Genomic DNA, 17,265 nt, shown 5'->3' with positions numbered 1-17,265 from the left:
ACAGGCCCGGTAGTGGCTTAGTTGAACGGCGCAGGACGCGGGGTCTTGGCCGAGGACGGTGGCAGCATCGGCAGCTTGAAGTCCGGCTGGTCGCCGGTCAGGGTGTCGAGGAATGCGACAATCTGGCTGACCTCATCGGTGCTCAACTTGCGCCCCAGTTGCAGGCGGGCCATCACGTCCACGGCTTCGCTGAGGTTCCAGTAGGCACCGTCGTGGAAGTAGGGGTAGGTCAGGGCGACGTTACGCAAGGTCGGTACCTTGAACATCATCCGGTCCTGATCCTTGCCGGTCAGGCCCGCCACGCCCTGGGCCGGGTTCTGGGTGGCATAGGGTTCGACCATGCCCATTTTCTGGAAGGTGCTGCCACCGACCGCTTCGCCGTTATGGCACGCCACACAGCCGATGCTCTTGAACAGCTGGTAGCCCTGCGCCGCAGTGGCGCTGATGGCTTTTTTATCGCCCAGCAACCAACGGTCGAATGGGGCGTTGGGGGTGACCAGGGTTTCTTCGAAGGCCGCAATGGCATTGGTCACATCGTCGAACTTGATGCCGTCATCGCCATACACCTTCTTGAACGCCGCCTGGTATTGCGGGATCGAGCGCAGTACGTCCACCGCCAGGTCGTGGGTAAAGCCCATCTCGCCGGGGTTGGCGATCGGGCCGCCGGCCTGCTCCTGCAGAGTCGCCGCGCGCCCGTCCCAGAACTGCGCGACGCTCATGCTCGAGTTAAGCACCGTCGGTGAGTTGATCGGGCCCTGGTGCCAGTTATGGCCGATGGAGGTGGGCAGGTTGTCGCTGCCGCCCATGCTCAGGTTGTGGCACGAGTTGCAGGAAATAAAACCGGACTTGGACAAGCGCGGGTCGAAGAACAATTGCTTGCCCAACTCGACCTTGTTGGCATCGGTGATCTTCGCCGGTTGCACCGGCAGGATGGGTTCATTGGCGGCGGCGGCCCCCCAGGCCTCGCCGCCCAACATCAATCCGAACATCAGCATTAACGGTCTGTACACGGTGTGCTCCCCACAGGCTTATAGTTTTAATAACCATGTGCTCTGTGTGGGTAAATCGCCATGATCCAGGTCAATCGAACAGGTTAGGGCTTTTGCGCCAGCATCGTTTCGGCGCCGCGCTCACGCACCCAGAACAACGTGGCCCCGGCCACCGCCGCCGGCATCATCAGCAGGTTGACCACCGGCACCAGCAACACCAGGTAAACAATCCCGCCGAAGCTCATGCTCTGCCAGCGCTTCTGCCGCAGCCAGGCGAGCATTTCGTTCCAGCCCAGCTTGTGGTTGTCCGCCGGGTAGTCGATGTATTGGATCGCCATCATCCACACCCCGAACAGCAGCCACAGCGGTGCGGCAATCAGGTTGACCACGGGGATGAAGGACAGGATAAACAGGCCGATGGCCCGGGGCAGGAAGTAGCCCAGCTTGCGCATTTCCCGGGCCAGGGTGCGCGGGACCATGGCGAACAGCTCGGCCCAGCTGAAGGCGGGGAAATCATCGGTACCGCGCACCACCACTTCGACTTTTTCCGCGAGGAAGCCATTGAAGGGCGCGGCGATGATATTGGCGAGCATGGTGAAGCTGAAAAACACCATAAAGGCCACCAGCAGCACAAACAGCGGCCACAGGATGTAGCTGAGGAAGCTCAGCCAGCTGGGCAGCGTCGGCATCAAGGTGTCGACCCACAGGCTGAACTGATGGCCAGCAAAATAAATCAACCCGACGAACAGTATCAGGTTGATCGCCAGGGGCAGCAGGACGAACAGGCGCAGGCCTGGGCTCAAGACCAGTTTCAGGCCTTCACGCAGGTATTGTGGGCCTGACAGAACGGGGGCGGGCATGGAAAACTCCGGGCAAAAGGGTAAACGCGCCGACCTTACCGGCTTTGCCGGTAGGGTGAAAGCACGGTCAGCAAGCCGACATTAACGGTAACAAACATGTTGATTAATAGGTGCCACGGCATAGAGACCGCCTATGAGCTGGATTGTTAATCCGTATTTCCTTAATCTTGCCCCCCTCTATACGCTGCACCCATTATTTTTAGGGCCTGCGAGTTAAAAAGCCTTCCCCAAGTGCTTCGCGGTCCTTTTTTATTCCAGCCGCTCTGTAGTCCGGGCGGTCGATAGGAGTGAGTCATGTCTGATACCCGTCATTCGCGAGTGATTATTCTCGGTTCCGGCCCTGCCGGTTACAGCGCTGCGGTCTACGCGGCCCGGGCCAACCTCAAGCCGTTGCTGATCACCGGCATGCAGGCGGGTGGTCAGTTGACCACCACCACTGAAGTCGACAACTGGCCGGGCGACGTCCACGGCCTGACCGGCCCGGTGTTGATGGAGCGCATGAAAGAGCACGCCGAGCGTTTCGAGACCGAAATCGTCTTCGACCATATCAATGCCGTGGACTTCTCGAAAAAGCCCTACAGCCTGACCGGCGACAGTGGCGTCTACACCTGTGACGCGCTGATCATCGCCACCGGCGCCAGCGCCCGTTACCTGGGCCTGCCATCGGAAGAAGCGTTCATGGGCAAGGGCGTTTCCGCCTGCGCGACCTGCGACGGGTTCTTCTACCGCAACAAGCCGGTGGCTGTGGTCGGTGGTGGTAACACCGCTGTCGAAGAAGCACTGTACCTGGCCAACATCGCCAGCACCGTGACCCTGGTTCACCGCCGCGAAACCTTCCGTGCCGAGAAGATCCTGATCGACAAGCTGCACGCGCGGGTTGCCGAAGGCAAGATCATCCTCAAGCTCAACGCCACCCTGGATGAAGTCCTGGGCGACAACATGGGTGTGACCGGTGCGCGCCTGAAAAACAACGACGGCAGCTTCGACGAGCTGAAAGTCGACGGCGTGTTCATCGCCATCGGCCACACTCCGAACACCTCGCTGTTCGAAGGCAAGCTGACCGCCAAAGATGGTTATCTGGTGGTGCAGGGCGGCCGTGAAGGCAATGCTACCGCGACCAACATCGAAGGCATCTTTGCCGCTGGCGACGTGGCTGACCACGTCTACCGCCAGGCCATCACCTCGGCCGGCGCCGGCTGCATGGCGGCCCTGGATGCCGAGCGTTACCTCGACGGCTTGAAAGACGCTGCTTTCTAAACCGTTGCAATGAAAAAACCGGCTGCGAGGCCGGTTTTTTTATGGGCGCGATTCAAGCAACGCCAGAGTACAGACGTGTTAACCCGATCAGCGCCGGCTCAAGGGCTGGGCGCCGAACTTCACACCCGCCAACCCATGCTCGATCAACGCGCGGATATTGCCGTGATCTGTGCCCTCAGGCGTCGCCAGCACCGAACGATAGTGCTCACCAAACGCCAGCAGGGCCTCTTGGTCGCTCAAGCCTTCCAGCAGCGCCAGGCCCAGGGTCTTGCACGAGCCCTCGTTTTGCCCGGCGGCGTTTTCTACACCACCGTTGGTGAAGGCCTGGGGCTGGTAGTCGTAGCCAGCAGCGATAAACGCCAGGGTGTCGGCAAAGACGTGTACGCCGCTGTTGAGGCTGGCGCGCAGGGTGTTCAGGTCAGTCATGGGGTTTTCCTTTGGCAAACGCCGCTTGTTGTTCGGCGCTGGCTTCTTGCTGGTATTGGGCTTTCCACTCGGCGTACGGCATGCCGTAGACCACTTCGCGGGCGTCATCGAGGCTGACCTCGATCTGGCGTTCGTCGGCTTCGGCCTTGTACCACTTGGACAGGCAGTTGCGGCAGAACCCGGCGAGGTTCATCAGGTCGATGTTCTGTACGTCCTTGCGGCTGTCCAGGTGTGCCACCAGCCGGCGGAAGGCGGCGGCTTCGAGTTCCAGGCGTTGTTGATCAGTCATGGGGTTCACGCAGATTCAGGGGGTTAACGGCTGGCCGCCAGGGTGATCGACACCGACTCGGCAAAACGCAGCGCATGGGGCTTGTCGACTTCGACTTCGGCATACAGCACCGACTCATTGCTCATCACCAGGTCCAGCAGTTCCTGGGTCAGGCGTTCGAGCAGGGCAAAGCGGTTGCCTTCGACGTGGGCGATGATGGCCTTGGTGATGGTGCGGTAGTTCAAGGCGTGGTCAATGTCGTTATCGCGCACCGCGTCTTGTGCGGCATACAGGATGGTCAGGTTGATCAACACATCCTGCTTGTTGAGGATCTCCTCCTCGTTGATGCCAATAAAGGTGCGCAGACACAGGTCCTTGACCCGGATGCGCGCCATACCTGGTTGAAGTTGTGGCATTGCTACTTGCTCCGTCCAATCAGTTGCAGGAACCCCAGGCGGCTGGTGTTCGGGTTTACTTGACATGCCGCCCGCCATTGACGGTCAGGGTGGTGCCAGTCACATAAGGGTTGTCCAGCAGGTAACGCACGCTCTGGTAAATCACCTCAGGCCCGGGTTCGATACCCAATGCAGACTTGGCCAGGACCTTGGCGCGATAGGCCGCGTCGTCGCCGTCGTTGAACATCACCATGGCCGGCGAGATGCCATTGACCTTGATCCGGGGCGCGTATTGGGCGGCGAAGGACAGGGTCAGGCTGTCGAGCCCGGCCTTGGTGGCGCAGTAGGCGATATGCTGGCGGCTGCCCTTGCGGGTCACGTCGTCGCTGATGTGCACAATGTCGGCCAGCGTCGAGCAGCGCAACAAGTCAGCACAATGCAGGTTGATCAGGTACGGCGCAAGCATGTGCACGCTGAACATATCAATAAAGGCGTGGGCTTCGTCGCCAGGTGTTTCTGCGGCCCAGGTCGAGGCATTGTGGATAATCGCCCGCAGGCTATCGGTATGGCTCTTGAGTTCGCTGATAAATGCCAGGATGCCGGCCTCAGAGGAGAAGTCGGCAAACACGCCAATCGCCCCACGTTCGCGCAGGGCCTGCACGCCGGGACGCTCACTGCGATAGCTGAAGATCACCGGCTGGTTGTCGTCCAGCAGGCGCAGGGCGCAGTGCAAGCCGACACGTTGGCCGGCGCCGGTGATCAGGATCGGAGCGGGAGAAGTCATGGGAAGCTCGAGTCGCGGGCAAGCTAAAACTATACCAGCGACCGGCCTGTTGCGGATCGGCTCAAACGGTTGCTTCGGCAGGTTTTACCCGTGGCGGCGCAGGATTGAGCCAGCCTGCCAGCAAATGGGTCGACAGCGGAATGAACAGATAGACCATCAACGGCGTCAGGGCCAGGGTGCTGACCAGCACGCGGCTGAACAGGCCCAGTTCGGCCAGCAAGGGCTCAAGGCCAAAGTTGAACAGCAGCGACACCGGGAAAAACGCCAGCCAGATCGCCACGGCCTGTTTCCAGCGCGGCGGGCGTTGGCCTACGGCACCAAACCAGCCCTCCATGCCGCTGACCCGATGCTCCATAGGGTCGGCAAACAACTCGCTGCCACGGCCCAGCCAGGCGCTGCGCGAGGCCGAGAATTCCCAGGCGTGCAGGGTCTGCTCGTCGGCGAAGCGGAAGATGATCTGGAATTCGCCACCGTCGGCAGGCGGGGCAAGCACGCCGGAGCCCAGGTAACCGGGAAAGTCAGTGGCCAGTTGCTCGCCTTCACGCAGCCAGCTCATCATGTCTTGATAGCGACCTTGGGCAGCGCGGCGCGCGACCATCAAGGTGACGGGGAGGGTAGACATTGTGTATCTCCGAATGTGTGGGAGCGCTGTACCGGGTAGGTGGCGTCCCTGGCGAAACCGCGGGGTAGAGCGGCGACGCAGAAAAAACAGGCAAGGATTATTCCTGATTTGACGAAATACGCCAGCGACATTGGACGGCTGGGCAATTCCCTTGAAAAAGACAGGTATAAAAGCGTTAAATGGGATCCAACTTTGTATAGTTTTGGTCAGCCGATGCCTGTAATCACAGCACCATCCCAAGGTATTGCACCAAGCGCCCACTGTGCGGCAGATGAGTTGTTCCCGATTCGCGAAGTTGCGAGATTGACGGGTATCAACCCGGTCACGCTCCGAGCGTGGGAGCGGCGTTATGGTTTGATCCAACCGGTACGCACCGAAAGCGGGCATCGCCTGTACACGCAGAAGGATATTGAGACCGTCCATCGCATTCTGGATTGGATCGAGCGTGGCGTGGCGGTCAGCAAAGTTGGCAAGATCCTCGCGCGCGACGATTCGCAGGCCTCTTTCGTGCGCCAGTTGCAGGAAGGCGACGCAGAACACGAGTCGACTCAGTGGCAGCAGCAATTGCAACTTGCCATCGGCGCTTTTGATGAGCTGCAACTGGAACGCCTGTACGGACAGATTTTTGCGGCATACCCCGTTGCGGTGGTGTTCCAGGACATCCTGATGCCCCTTTGGCAACAGTTGTTGCGTCACCAGGGGCGTTTCGGCCAGGCCAGCGAATGGCTATTTTTCGACAGTTTCCTGCGGGCGCGGATTTCCCAGCGCCTGCAGATGGCCCGTGCCGGCCGTACGCCACAGGTATTGCTGGCGGCCATTGCCGGTGAGTGCCGAGAACTGGAGTTGCTGGTGGCGGGGCTGATGCTCAGTGGTGATGAACTGGCCGTTCACGTGTTGAGCTTGGGCCATCCCCTGGATGAGTTGACGCTGATCTGCGAGAAGACCCGGCCGCAGGCGCTGGTGCTGTTCTCCAACCACTCACCGACCCACGATTTGCCCAATCGGCTGGAGCGCTTGGCCCTGACCCTGGAGTGCCCGCTGCTATTGGCCGGTGATGCCTCGGACATGGCCGACAAGCAACTGGCCGGTACTGCCATCGGTTGCCTGGGCAATGAAGGGCGGTTGATGCAGCGACGCTTGCAGCAGTTTCTCAGTGGAACCCTGGATACCTGAGATCAGGCATGCACTTCGGGGTGGGCCAGGCGATGCTGTTGCAGGATGAACTGACGCAGGCGCTCGGTTTCATCCGCATCACCCTGGCTCAAGCGGTAGGCAAACAGGCCGCGAGCCGTTTCGCGCTCTAACGTGCCACGCACGGCAATCCGTTCGTAGCCGGAGGGGCTGAACCACATCGAGAACGTGCGCGGTGGTTTGCTGCGGCCGCGACACTGCACCAGCAGGCCCTTGAACGACACTTCATGCACCCACAACGCTCCCGGCTGGCCCCTGACGTTTTCCAGGGCGACCGGCTCTTCAAGCACTAGGCGCCAGGGCCGAATCATCGGCCCATCCTCGAAAATACTCGGCACCCCAAGACGCAAGTGCAGGGCATGGAACTCGTCTTCCACCAGTTGCAGTGGAAAGGTCATTTGCTGGTTATCGAACTGCGCCTGGATCGTCACCTGCTCATGGGCCGCCAGGCGCGTAAGCAGGTCGCGGATCTGCGCGCCACCGTTGACCGTCAGGCTCGACGACACATCCCGCACATTCAGCTGCGGGTTGTGGTGCATGTTCTGGATGAAATCCAGCTCGTCCTGGGTCAAAAGCGCGTCGCGTTGCATTGATGTGGCTCAAGGAAATGCGTGATTAAACTGATTATCACCCTAAAGACCATATTTTCTAAAGTTTGTTAGATCCGCTCGTCGCCCGGAGCGTTGCCAACTCGGCCGTAAGTGCTGCTACCTGGGCTTCCAGCTGGGTCACACGCTGCTGGGCCTTGACCTGAACCGTGACATCTTTTTGCACGCCGACGAAGTAAGTCTGCTGATCGGCCTGGTTATAAACCGTCGATAATGACAGTTCATTCCAGAAATGCGTGCCGTCCTTGCGGTAGTTGCGCAGGATTTCCCGGCATGCGCCGCCACTGTCCAGGGCTTCGCGAATGGCCATCAGGGCCGGCTGGTCGCGGTCACCCGATTGCAGGAAGCGGCAATCCTGATAAAGGACGTCGTCCAGGTTGTAGCCGGTCATGCGTTCGAAGGCGGGGTTCACGTAAATCAGCGGTTTGTCCTTGCCTTCCCGTTCCGCCACGACAATCCCGTCGTTGGAGGCATTGACCACCATTTGCATGAGCTTGGCGTTGATCATTGAGCGATCCATAGCGTGTTTGTGGATTTCTTAGTGTAGGGCAACCCACCCGGCTGCCAACTGTTAATATCCCAGGTTTTCACTCAACTACAGGATCAGATTGATGAAAGTCGCCATCCTTTCCGGCTCGGTCTATGGCACGGCAGAAGAAGTTGCCCGCCACGCCATGGGTATCCTCAATGCAGCCGGTTTCGAGGCCTGGCATAACCCGCGGGCGACCCTGGCCGATGTGCAGGCCTTTGCCCCGGACGCCTTTCTGGCCGTCACCTCCACCACCGGCATGGGCGAACTGCCGGACAACCTGATGCCGCTGTATTCGATGATCCGCGACCAGCTGCCCGCCGCCTGGCGCGGTTTGCCTGGCGCGGTGATCGGCCTGGGCGACGCCAGCTACGGCGACACCTTCTGTGGCGGCGGCGAGCAGATGCGTGAGCTGTTCGGCGAATTGGGGGTGCGCGAAGTCCTGCCAATGCTGCGCCTGGATGCCAGCGAAAGCGTCACCCCGGAAGCTGACGCGGAGCCATGGCTGGCAGAGTTGGTCAGCGCACTGCGCGGCTGATCGGGTATTCGCGCAGCAGCGCCAGCCAGGCCAGGGCGGCTTTCGACAGATAGGCGCCCTTGCGCCAGATAAAGGCGATATCCCAACGTAGGAATTGCGGTGCCCTGAGTGTCAGGCGCACCACGCCGGGACGTTCCAGCCCACGTGCGACCACGCTGGGCAGAAGCACCACGCCCTGGCCGGCGGCCACCAGTGCCACCAGAAAGTCCGCCTGGCCACTGCGCCCACTTTCCCGGGGTGTGAAGCCCAGTTGCTGGCAGGCCTGGAGTAGCCGGTCATTGAGCACAAAGCTGCGCTGGTACATCAAAAATGGCGTGTCGGCCAACTCCTCCAGGCCAATCTCTGTGTGCTGCGCCAGTGGGTGGTCCACGGGCAGCAGCGCATCCAGCGGTTCATCACAGAAAGCTTGCCAGGCGAAAGCCGGATCGGTGGGCAGCAGGCTGCCGCCGACGTCCAGCTCACCCGCGAGGATTGCCTGCTCAATATTGCGGCTGCCGCCTTCGAGCAATTGGATGCTGACATTGGGGTAGCGCCGGCGATATTCGGCAAACAGCCCGGCAAACAGGGTGTCGCCCCCCAACTGCGGCAGGCCCATGCGCAACTCGCCACGGGTGAGTTGATTCAAGTCGTCCAGCTCGCTCAGCAGCTCGGTTTGCAGGCGCAACATGGCTTCGGCCCGTTGCAGCACCACCTGCCCGGCGGCGGTCAGGCGCACCTGGGAGCCAATGCGGTCGAGCAGCGGCGTGCCCAGGCTTTGCTCCAGTTGCGCCACTTGCTTGCTCACGGCGGACTGGCTGATATGCAAGGTTTTCCCGGCCTGGGTAAACCCGCCACGGTGGACCACTTCGATAAAGCTGCGCAGTTGTTTGAATTCCATTGCGGTAATTCCTGTTTGGAATGGCTTGCAGTCTAACAATTCGCTTCGGGTATGCCACGCGGCTCTTTAAAATGAAGGCCTGCGAGGAACCTATGTCTACTAAACGCTTAACCTTCAAACATCTGGGCCGGCTGCTGGTTGAGTTGCTGGTATTGCTGGCGATTTACTTGCTGGGCTGCCAAGTGGCCGTGTGGCTGGCCTGGCCGATCCCTGGCGGGGTGATTGGCCTGGGCTTGCTGTTGCTGGTGTTCGCCAGCGGCCTGATCAAGCCGGCGGCCCTGCAATTGGGCGCTGGCCTGCTGATGGCAGAGATGCTGCTGTTCTTTATCCCGGCGCTGATGAGCCTGCTCGATTACGGCGGCCTGATGCGCCATGACGGCTGGCGGATCATGCTGGTGATCGCCCTCAGTACCCTGATGGTGATGCTGGTCACGGCGTTTACCGTCGAACTGGTCTGCCGCTGGAAGTTGCGCCATGAAGCTTGAACTGATGCCGCTGTTCTGGCTGGCCCTGACCCTGGTGGCCTATGGTTTCAGCCGCTGGATCTATCGGCGTACCGGGCGCTACCTGCTGTCGCCACTGATTCTGGTGCCCGCGCTGCTGCTGGCGGTGGCCGTGCCACTGAACACCGCCTATGCCGAGTACTCCACCGACACCCATTGGCTGATGCTGGTACTGGGGCCGGTCACGGTGGCGTTCGCCATTCCGATCTGGCAGCAGCGCCAGTTATTGATGCGGCACTGGTCGGCGTTGCTGCTGGGGATGCTGGCGGGTAGCGCGGCATCCATTGGCACCTCATTTGGCCTGGCCAAGGCCCTGGCCCTGGACAGTTCGGTCACGATGTCGTTGGTGCCACGCTCGATCACCACGCCCTTTGCCATGCCCCTGGCCCATGACTTGGGCGGTGTACCGGAGCTGACGGCGGTATTTGTGATGTTCACCGGTGTGTTCGGCGCCATGCTCGGCGGGGTACTGCTCAAGTGGTTGCCGCTGCGCAGTGCCCTGGCGCGGGGCGCGTTGTTTGGCGTGGGCGCCCACGGTGCGGGCGTCAGCCGTGCCCATGAAGTGGGGGGCGAGGAGGGCTCGGTGGCCGGACTGGTGATGGTTTTGACCGGTTTGCTCAACCTGTTTGCCGCGCCTTTATTGGCGTCGCTTCTCTGACACCTTGTTGTACGAATATGAACTATCCTCGTAGTTGACTCGCTCGGTCATCAAGCTGGCTGCCAACGCAACTACGGCTGCCCCGAGGTCTGACTAGACTGGCCCATCACCCTAAAAAAATAATAAGAACACCACCGCGTCGAGGTCATTGCCGTGAGCCTAGCCCCCGTTCAATCGACACAGAGTGTAAAAGACCAGGTCAGCGCCGCCGAATGGCAGGCCCGTATCGACCTGGCCGCCTGCTATCGCCTGGTGGCCCTGCATGGCTGGGATGATCTGATTTTCACCCATATCTCGGCCAAGGTGCCGGGCACCGAAGACTTCCTGATCAACCCGTTCGGGCTGATGTTCCACGAAATCACCGCCTCCAGCCTGGTCAAGGTCGACCAGGCCGGCAACAAGTTGATGGACAGCCCCTACGAGATCAACCCGGCCGGCTACACCATCCACAGCGCGGTACACGAAGTACGCCACGACGTGGTCTGCGTGCTGCACACCCACACGGCGGCCGGCGTGGCCGTGTCGGCGCAGAAGCAGGGCGTGCTGCCCATCAGCCAGCAATCGCTGTTCGTGCTGTCGAGCCTGGCCTATCACGCCTATGAAGGCGTAGCGCTGAACCACGAGGAAAAGGCCCGCCTGCAGGCCGACCTGGGGCCGAACAATTTCCTGATGCTGCACAACCATGGCCTGTTGACCTGCGGTGCGACCATCGCCGATACGTTCTTGATGATGTTCACCTTCCAGCGCGCCTGCGATATCCAGGTGCTGGCGCAAAACGGCGGTGCGGAATTGATTGCCATCGAGCCGCAGATTCTGGCGGGGGCCAAGGCGATGATTGCGGGGGTGACCAAGAGCGCCCAAGGCATGGGCGGTGCGCTGGCCTGGCCGGCATTGTTGCGCAAGCTGGACCAACAAGACCCAGGATACCGACTCTGATGCCATTGGCCGAGATCCCCCTGAGCGCCTGGCGCAAGCGCGGGCAGAGTTTTGTCTTTCGCGGGCAGCCCCTGCGTTATTGGGTGGCCGGGCAGGGCGAGCCCTTGCTGCTGATCCACGGTTTCCCCAGCGCCAGTTGGGACTGGCATTACCTCTGGCAGCCCCTGGCCCAGCGTTATCAGGTGATCGCCTGCGACATGCTCGGCTTCGGCGACTCGGCCAAGCCCCTGGACCACACTTATTGCCTGCTGGAACAGGCCGACCTGCAACAGGCGCTGCTGGCCCATCTGCGGATTCAACAGCCGGTGCATGTCATGGCCCATGACTACGGCGACAGCGTGGCCCAGGAACTGCTCGCCCGGCACTACGAAGGTCGCTTTCAACTGGCCAGTTGTGTATTTCTCAATGGCGGGCTGTTCCCCGAGACCCACCGCGCGGCGCTGGTACAAAAACTCTTGCTCAGCCCCCTGGGGTGGATGATCGGTCGCGCATTCGGGCGCAACGCCCTGGCCGACAGCTTCAAGCAGATCTTCGGCCCCGACACCCGTCCCAGCGAAAGTGCCCTGGATGATTTCTGGAGCTTGATCGAAAACAACGACGGCCCGCGGATCCTGCACAAACTCATCGCCTACATTCCCCAGCGCCGTCGCCAGCGTGAGCGCTGGGTGGCGGCCATGCAGCGCGGCGAAGTGCCGTTGCGGGTGATCGATGGCGAAGTCGATCCGGTCTCCGGCGCGCACATGGTCGCGCGTTACCGCGAGTTGATACCGGACGCCGACACGGTGTTGCTGGCCAATATCGGCCACTACCCGCAGATCGAGGCGCCGGTGCAGGTGCTCAAGCATTACCTGGCATTTCGCGACGGCATCGGCAACAGCAAAGACCCGCTATGGGAACTGGCTTGTGTAGGAGCTGGCTTGCCTGCGATGGGTACACCTCGGTAAATCAGTTGTACCGAGGTGATGCAATCGCAGGCAAGCCAGCTCCCACATAAGCCAACTGCCACACAAGCTATCTCCTGCATCAGTTCAATCATCCCCGTGCCTTATTGCGCACCATTCACCCCCGCCCGTATTTATTGTGACCACAAGCCCGGTGCCTGACACTCAAGCCATCGTCCACTGTCTTCGCTGGAGTTCCCTATGAGTGAGTCTGTGCAGTTCCAAGATAAAGTCGTGATCGTCACCGGGGCCGGGGGTGGTTTGGGCCGGGCCCATGCGCTGCTGTTCGCCAGGCACGGGGCCAAGGTACTGGTCAACGACCTTGGCGGCTCGACTCAGGGCGAAGGCGCCAACGCCTCGGCGGCCGACCGCGTAGTGGCCGAGATTCGTGAGGCCGGTGGCATTGCCGAGGCCAATCACGATTCGGTGACCGACGGCGAAAAGATCGTGCAACACGCCCTCGACGTGTTTGGCCGCATCGACGTGGTGGTGAACAACGCCGGGATCCTGCGGGACAAGACCTTCCATAAGATGGAGGACAGCGACTGGGACCTGGTGTACCGCGTGCACGTCGAAGGCGCCTACAAAGTGACCCGCGCCGCCTGGCCGCATATGCGCGAGCAAGGCTACGGCCGGGTGATTTTCACCGCGTCCACTTCAGGCATCTACGGCAACTTCGGCCAGTCCAACTACGGCATGGCCAAGCTGGGCCTGTATGGCCTGACCCGCACCCTGGCGTTGGAAGGGCGCAAGCACAACATCCTGGTCAACGCCATCGCGCCCACTGGCGGCACGCGCATGACTGAAGGGTTGATTCCGCCGCAGGTGTTCGAGCGACTCAAGCCCGAGTTGGTCAGCCCGCTGGTGGTGTACCTGGGCAGCGAGACCTGCCAGGAAACCTCGGGGCTGTTTGAAGTGGGCGGCGGCTGGATCGGCAAGACCCGCTGGGAACGCAGCCTGGGCGTGGGCTTTGATCCTGAGGCTGGCTTCTCGCCAGAGGATGTGGCGGCGCACTGGCAGCAGATCTGCGACTTTGAAGGGGCGGCCCATCCCAAGGACAATATCGAAGCCTTGAAAGAGATGATGGACAACCTGCAGAAGTACAGCCTGTGATCGTTACCTGAAAAACATTTAATCCTGCGGGGCGCTGAGAGCGCCCCGCTTTGTTTCAGGCATAAAAAAGGCCGCTGCAAAAGCAGCGGCCGAAGTAAGACGTTGGATCAAGGAGCTACAAATCAACGTCAGTGAACACCGTTAACAGACTGAAAATAAGCTTCAATCCATCCAAAACTGGCTTTCGTGAAGCAGGCGGTTTGCCTTGAAAGCCCGGCAAGAATAGTCCGTTGTAACAGAATGAAAAACACTGATTCAGGACAAGGACTGTTACCAAAACAACAACAGTGGCGCCCCTGCCGGGCGGGGGTATCCATTCTCTTGATGGCGCTCCATCCACTGCGTCCATAGCCCCGCCGATACCCACGCTAGAGCCTGCGCTAATCCTTTCGAGCGACACAACGAATACCTCCTTGGTGCGCTTATCGCTCCTGCTGGCGGGCAGTAGGGTGGGGCCTTCTGTCACACCACCGGGGAAGACGCATGACAAAAACAACAATGCGCGCCATCTTCAGGCCACAGGCGCTGGCCGCTGCGGTTGCTTTGGGCTGCTGCGTTCAGGCGCAGGCTGTTTCATTCAATATCGGCGAGATCGAGGGTCAATTCGATTCGTCGCTGTCGGTCGGGGCCAGTTGGGGCATGCGCGATGCCGACCGCAAGCTGGTGGGGACGGTCAACGGCGGCAGTGGCCAGGCCTCCACCGGGGATGACGGGCGCTTGAACTTCAAGAAGGGCGAAACCTTCTCGAAAATCTTCAAGGGCCTGCACGACCTGGAACTCAAGTACGGCGATACCGGTGTGTTTGTGCGGGGCAAATACTGGTACGACTTCGAACTCAAGGACGAAGACCGCGAGTTCAAGCCGATCAGCGACCACAACCGCAAGGAAGGCTCCAAGTCCAGCGGTGCGCAGATCCTCGATGCCTTCGTCTATCACAACTATTCCCTGGGCGACCTGCCGGGCACCGTGCGCGCCGGTAAACAGGTGGTCAGTTGGGGCGAAAGTACCTTCATCGGCAACTCCATCAACAGCATCAACCCCATTGACGTCTCGGCCTTCCGCCGGCCGGGCGCCGAGATCAAGGAGGGCCTGATTCCAGTCAACATGCTGTTCGCCTCCCAGGGCCTGACCAACCAACTGACTGTGGAAGGTTTCTACCAGTTGGAATGGGACCAGACCGTGCTGGATAACTGCGGCACCTACTTTGGTGGCGACGTGGCGGCCGATGGCTGCACCGACAACTACACCGTTGGCAGCCCGGCGATCCGCCCGCTGCAACCGGTCGCTGCCGCGTTCGGCCAGGGCTTTGGCGTAACCAATGAAGGGGTGATCGTACGCCGCGCCGCCGACCGTGACGCCCGGGACTCCGGGCAGTTCGGCATGGCCTTGCGCTGGTTGGGCGATGACACCGAGTACGGCCTGTACTTCATGAACTACCACAGCCGCACGCCGACGGTGGGCACCCTCACGGCCAACACCAACCTGGCGACCATCGGCAATATCATCAATACCGCCAACGGCATTGCCCCCGGCAGTGGCGCCGGCCTGGCGCAGAGCGTGATGCTCGGGCGCGGCCAGTACTACCTGGATTACCCCGAAGATATCCGCCTGTACGGCGCCAGCTTTTCCACGACCCTGCCCACCGGCACGGCCTGGACCGGGGAAATCAGCTACCGCCCCAACGCCCCCGTGCAACTCAACACCACTGACCTGACCCTGGCCCTGGTCAACCCGATTGCCGGTAACACCGTGTCACCTATCAGGAGCTCATTTGGCGCCGACAACATCGGCTACCGGCGCAAGGAAATTACCCAGTTCCAGACCACCATGACCCAGTTTTTCGACCAGGTGCTGGGCGCCGAGCGCCTGACCGTGGTGGGCGAGGCGGCCATCGTGCGGGTCGGCGGGCTGGAGAACAAAACCAAGCTGCGCTACGGCCGCGATTCGGTCTATGGCCAATACGGCTTTAGCGGTGACACCGACGGCTTCGTCACCGCGACCTCCTGGGGTTATCGCGCCCGGGCGATCCTCGACTACAACAACGTGATCGCCGGGATCAACCTCAAGCCCAACCTGTCCTGGTCCCATGACGTCAAGGGCTATGGCCCCAACGGCCTGTTCAACGAAGGGGCCAAGGCGCTCAGCGTCGGGGTCGATGCGGACTACCGCAACACCTACACCGCGAGCCTGAGCTACACCGACTTTTTTGGCGGTGACTACAACACCCTGACCGATCGTGACTTCCTCGCCCTCAGCTTCGGCGTGAACTTCTGATTCGGCTAAAAAAGAACAAGGACAACAACCATGCGTAAGACGATTTTGCAGTGCGGTGTGCTGGCCCTCAGCCTGTTGGCCGCCAACGTGATGGCCGCGGTGTCACCGCAAGAAGCCGCCAAGCTGGGGACCACCTTGACCCCGGTGGGTGCGGAGAAGGCCGGTAACGCCGATGGCTCGATCCCGGCCTGGACCGGCGGCATCCCGAAAAACGCCGGTGCGGTGGACAGCAAGGGCTTTTTGGCCGACCCGTTTGCCAATGAAAAACCGTTGTTCGTGATCACTGCGGCCACGGTCGACAAGTACAAGGACAAACTCTCGGACGGCCAGGTGGCGATGTTCAAGCGTTATCCCGAGACCTACAAAATCCCGGTCTACACCACTCACCGCACGGTCAACCTGCCCGACGATATCTACGAGTCGATCAAGCGCAGCGCGCTCAACGTCAAGTCGATCAACGACGGCAACGGCCTGGAAAACTTCACCGGCAACCGCTACTACGCCTTCCCGATTCCGAAGAATGGCGTCGAGGTGTTGTGGAACCACATCACCCGTTACCACGGCGGCAACCTGCGGCGCATCATCACCCAGGCCACACCGCAGACCAACGGCAGCTACACGCCGATCCGCTTCGAAGAAGAAGTGGCGGTGCCGCAACTGATCCCGGACATGGACCCGGCCAAGGGCGCCAACGTGCTGACCTTCTTCAAGCAGTCGGTCACCGCGCCCGCCCGCCTGGCGGGTAACGTGCTGCTGGTGCACGAAACCCTCGACCAGGTGAAGGAACCGCGCCTGGCGTGGATCTACAACGCCGGTCAACGCCGCGTGCGCCGTGCACCGCAAGTGGCCTACGACGGGCCGGGTACCGCGTCCGACGGCCTGCGCACCTCGGATAACTTCGACATGTTCTCCGGCGCGCCAGACCGCTACGACTGGAAGCTGGTGGGCAAGAAGGAAATGTACATTCCCTACAACGCCTACAAGCTCGACTCGCCATCCCTTAAATATGACGACATCATCAAGGCCGGCCATATCAACCAGGACCTGACCCGCTATGAACTGCACCGGGTCTGGGAAGTGGTCGGCACGGTCAAGCCCAACGAACGGCACATCTATGCCAAGCGCCACATGTACATCGACGAAGACAGCTGGCAAGTGGCGCTGGTGGATCACTACGACGGCCGTGGCCAACTGTGGCGCGTTGCCGAAGGCCATGCGCAGTTCTACTACAACCACCAGACCCCGGCCTACACGGTCGAGACCCTGTACGACATCATCGCCGGGCGCTACATCGCCCTGGGCATGAAGAACGAGGAGAAGAGCAGCTTTGTGTTCGGCTTCAACGCCAAGGCAGCGGACTACACCCCGGCGGCCTTGCGCGCCTCGGGCGTACGCTGACCTGAGGTTGTAAACCCAATCCTGTGCCGGGCTCAAATGAAGCCCGGCTTTTTTATGCTCGGCAATCAGCCCGCTGAATACTTCTTCAACAACGCCCA

At 60.9% G+C, this 17,265-nt stretch carries 20 protein-coding genes; 10 read left to right on the top strand and 10 right to left on the bottom strand.

Annotated features, from left to right (window positions below):
* Positions 1-17: 17 nt before the first annotated feature.
* Both HBO24_RS20775 and cysZ read right to left on the bottom strand, forming a co-directional pair.
* Positions 18-1,010 (bottom strand): cytochrome-c peroxidase, encoded by a 993-nt coding sequence (locus HBO24_RS20775; RefSeq protein ID WP_152987915.1) that lies wholly within the window; start codon positions 1,008-1,010, stop codon positions 18-20.
* Between the two features lie 83 nt (positions 1,011-1,093).
* Positions 1,094-1,849 carry a sulfate transporter CysZ gene (cysZ, locus tag HBO24_RS20770; RefSeq protein WP_029295586.1) on the bottom strand — a complete coding sequence of 252 codons (756 nt, stop codon included), beginning with the start codon at positions 1,847-1,849 and terminating at the stop codon, positions 1,094-1,096.
* Positions 1,850-2,143: 294 nt separating this feature from the next.
* Between cysZ and trxB the strand changes: the two genes are divergently transcribed.
* Complete coding sequence (gene trxB / locus HBO24_RS20765; protein ID WP_057958322.1) at positions 2,144-3,106, top strand: thioredoxin-disulfide reductase; 963 nt, start codon at positions 2,144-2,146, stop codon at positions 3,104-3,106.
* An 87-nt stretch (positions 3,107-3,193) separates the two neighbouring features.
* Here the strand turns inward: trxB and HBO24_RS20760 are convergent, their stop codons facing one another.
* The 5 genes from HBO24_RS20760 to HBO24_RS20740 all read right to left on the bottom strand — a co-directional run bounded on the left by HBO24_RS20760 (position 3,194) and on the right by HBO24_RS20740 (position 5,601).
* Positions 3,194-3,532 carry a HopJ type III effector protein gene (locus HBO24_RS20760; RefSeq protein ID WP_120731674.1) on the bottom strand — a complete coding sequence of 113 codons (339 nt, stop codon included), beginning with the start codon at positions 3,530-3,532 and terminating at the stop codon, positions 3,194-3,196.
* On the bottom strand, positions 3,525-3,821 hold the full coding sequence (locus tag HBO24_RS20755) for a DUF1244 domain-containing protein (protein WP_057437796.1): 297 nt from the start codon (positions 3,819-3,821) through the stop codon (positions 3,525-3,527). The genes HBO24_RS20760 and HBO24_RS20755 overlap by 8 nt, the downstream gene beginning before the upstream one ends.
* Positions 3,822-3,844: 23 nt before the next feature.
* Positions 3,845-4,216 carry a dihydroneopterin triphosphate 2'-epimerase gene (folX, locus tag HBO24_RS20750; RefSeq protein ID WP_057437798.1) on the bottom strand — a complete coding sequence of 124 codons (372 nt, stop codon included), beginning with the start codon at positions 4,214-4,216 and terminating at the stop codon, positions 3,845-3,847.
* A gap of 55 nt (positions 4,217-4,271) precedes the next feature.
* Positions 4,272-4,979, bottom strand: a complete 708-nt coding sequence (gene folM / locus HBO24_RS20745) for a dihydromonapterin reductase (RefSeq protein WP_057437799.1) — start codon at positions 4,977-4,979, stop codon at positions 4,272-4,274.
* Between the two features lie 61 nt (positions 4,980-5,040).
* On the bottom strand, positions 5,041-5,601 hold the full coding sequence (locus HBO24_RS20740; RefSeq protein ID WP_169960573.1) for an antibiotic biosynthesis monooxygenase: 561 nt from the start codon (positions 5,599-5,601) through the stop codon (positions 5,041-5,043).
* 213 nt (positions 5,602-5,814) lie between these two features.
* On the opposite strand from HBO24_RS20740, the gene HBO24_RS20735 reads away from it, so the two are divergent.
* Positions 5,815-6,774: a MerR family transcriptional regulator gene (locus HBO24_RS20735; RefSeq protein ID WP_057437810.1), complete on the top strand. Its 960-nt coding sequence runs from the start codon at positions 5,815-5,817 to the stop codon at positions 6,772-6,774.
* 2 nt (positions 6,775-6,776) lie between these two features.
* Here the strand turns inward: HBO24_RS20735 and HBO24_RS20730 are convergent, their stop codons facing one another.
* The gene (locus HBO24_RS20730; RefSeq protein WP_057437811.1) at positions 6,777-7,382 is read right to left on the bottom strand and encodes a hypothetical protein; all 606 of its coding nucleotides are present in this window, start codon (positions 7,380-7,382) and stop codon (positions 6,777-6,779) included.
* Positions 7,383-7,440: 58 nt separating this feature from the next.
* The gene (locus tag HBO24_RS20725; protein ID WP_057437813.1) at positions 7,441-7,908 is read right to left on the bottom strand and encodes a PAS domain-containing protein; all 468 of its coding nucleotides are present in this window, start codon (positions 7,906-7,908) and stop codon (positions 7,441-7,443) included.
* Between the two features lie 103 nt (positions 7,909-8,011).
* On the opposite strand from HBO24_RS20725, the gene HBO24_RS20720 reads away from it, so the two are divergent.
* Positions 8,012-8,467 carry a flavodoxin gene (locus HBO24_RS20720; protein ID WP_057444540.1) on the top strand — a complete coding sequence of 152 codons (456 nt, stop codon included), beginning with the start codon at positions 8,012-8,014 and terminating at the stop codon, positions 8,465-8,467.
* Here the strand turns inward: HBO24_RS20720 and HBO24_RS20715 are convergent.
* Complete coding sequence (locus tag HBO24_RS20715; RefSeq protein WP_057437816.1) at positions 8,448-9,344, bottom strand: LysR family transcriptional regulator; 897 nt, start codon at positions 9,342-9,344, stop codon at positions 8,448-8,450. The genes HBO24_RS20720 and HBO24_RS20715 overlap by 20 nt on opposite strands.
* A gap of 92 nt (positions 9,345-9,436) precedes the next feature.
* Here HBO24_RS20715 and HBO24_RS20710 point away from each other — a divergent pair, with 92 nt between their 5' ends.
* The 7 genes from HBO24_RS20710 to HBO24_RS20680 all read left to right on the top strand — a co-directional run bounded on the left by HBO24_RS20710 (position 9,437) and on the right by HBO24_RS20680 (position 17,167).
* Entirely contained in the window at positions 9,437-9,829 is a 393-nt protein-coding gene (locus HBO24_RS20710) for a CidA/LrgA family protein (protein WP_120731676.1), read from the top strand.
* On the top strand, positions 9,819-10,505 hold the full coding sequence (locus HBO24_RS20705; RefSeq protein ID WP_057958328.1) for an LrgB family protein: 687 nt from the start codon (positions 9,819-9,821) through the stop codon (positions 10,503-10,505). Before HBO24_RS20710 ends, HBO24_RS20705 begins: the two co-directional genes overlap by 11 nt.
* A 153-nt stretch (positions 10,506-10,658) precedes the next feature.
* Complete coding sequence (locus HBO24_RS20700) at positions 10,659-11,441, top strand: class II aldolase/adducin family protein (protein WP_057958329.1); 783 nt, start codon at positions 10,659-10,661, stop codon at positions 11,439-11,441.
* The gene (locus tag HBO24_RS20695; RefSeq protein ID WP_120731678.1) at positions 11,441-12,385 is read left to right on the top strand and encodes an alpha/beta hydrolase; all 945 of its coding nucleotides are present in this window, start codon (positions 11,441-11,443) and stop codon (positions 12,383-12,385) included. The genes HBO24_RS20700 and HBO24_RS20695 overlap by 1 nt, the downstream gene beginning before the upstream one ends.
* Before the next feature lie 198 nt (positions 12,386-12,583).
* Entirely contained in the window at positions 12,584-13,495 is a 912-nt protein-coding gene (locus HBO24_RS20690; RefSeq protein ID WP_120731680.1) for an SDR family oxidoreductase, read from the top strand.
* A gap of 483 nt (positions 13,496-13,978) precedes the next feature.
* Positions 13,979-15,769, top strand: coding sequence for a DUF1302 domain-containing protein (locus tag HBO24_RS20685; protein WP_170060211.1), 1,791 nt, complete (start codon positions 13,979-13,981; stop codon positions 15,767-15,769).
* Positions 15,770-15,799: 30 nt separating this feature from the next.
* The gene (locus HBO24_RS20680; protein WP_115127445.1) at positions 15,800-17,167 is read left to right on the top strand and encodes a DUF1329 domain-containing protein; all 1,368 of its coding nucleotides are present in this window, start codon (positions 15,800-15,802) and stop codon (positions 17,165-17,167) included.
* Positions 17,168-17,265 lie beyond the last annotated feature (98 nt).

It is taken from the genome of Pseudomonas sp. WS 5410, assembly GCF_012985645.1.
GTDB classification, from domain to species: domain Bacteria; phylum Pseudomonadota; class Gammaproteobacteria; order Pseudomonadales; family Pseudomonadaceae; genus Aquipseudomonas; species Aquipseudomonas shahriarae.
This window is presented reverse-complemented; position numbering and strand designations above follow the sequence as displayed.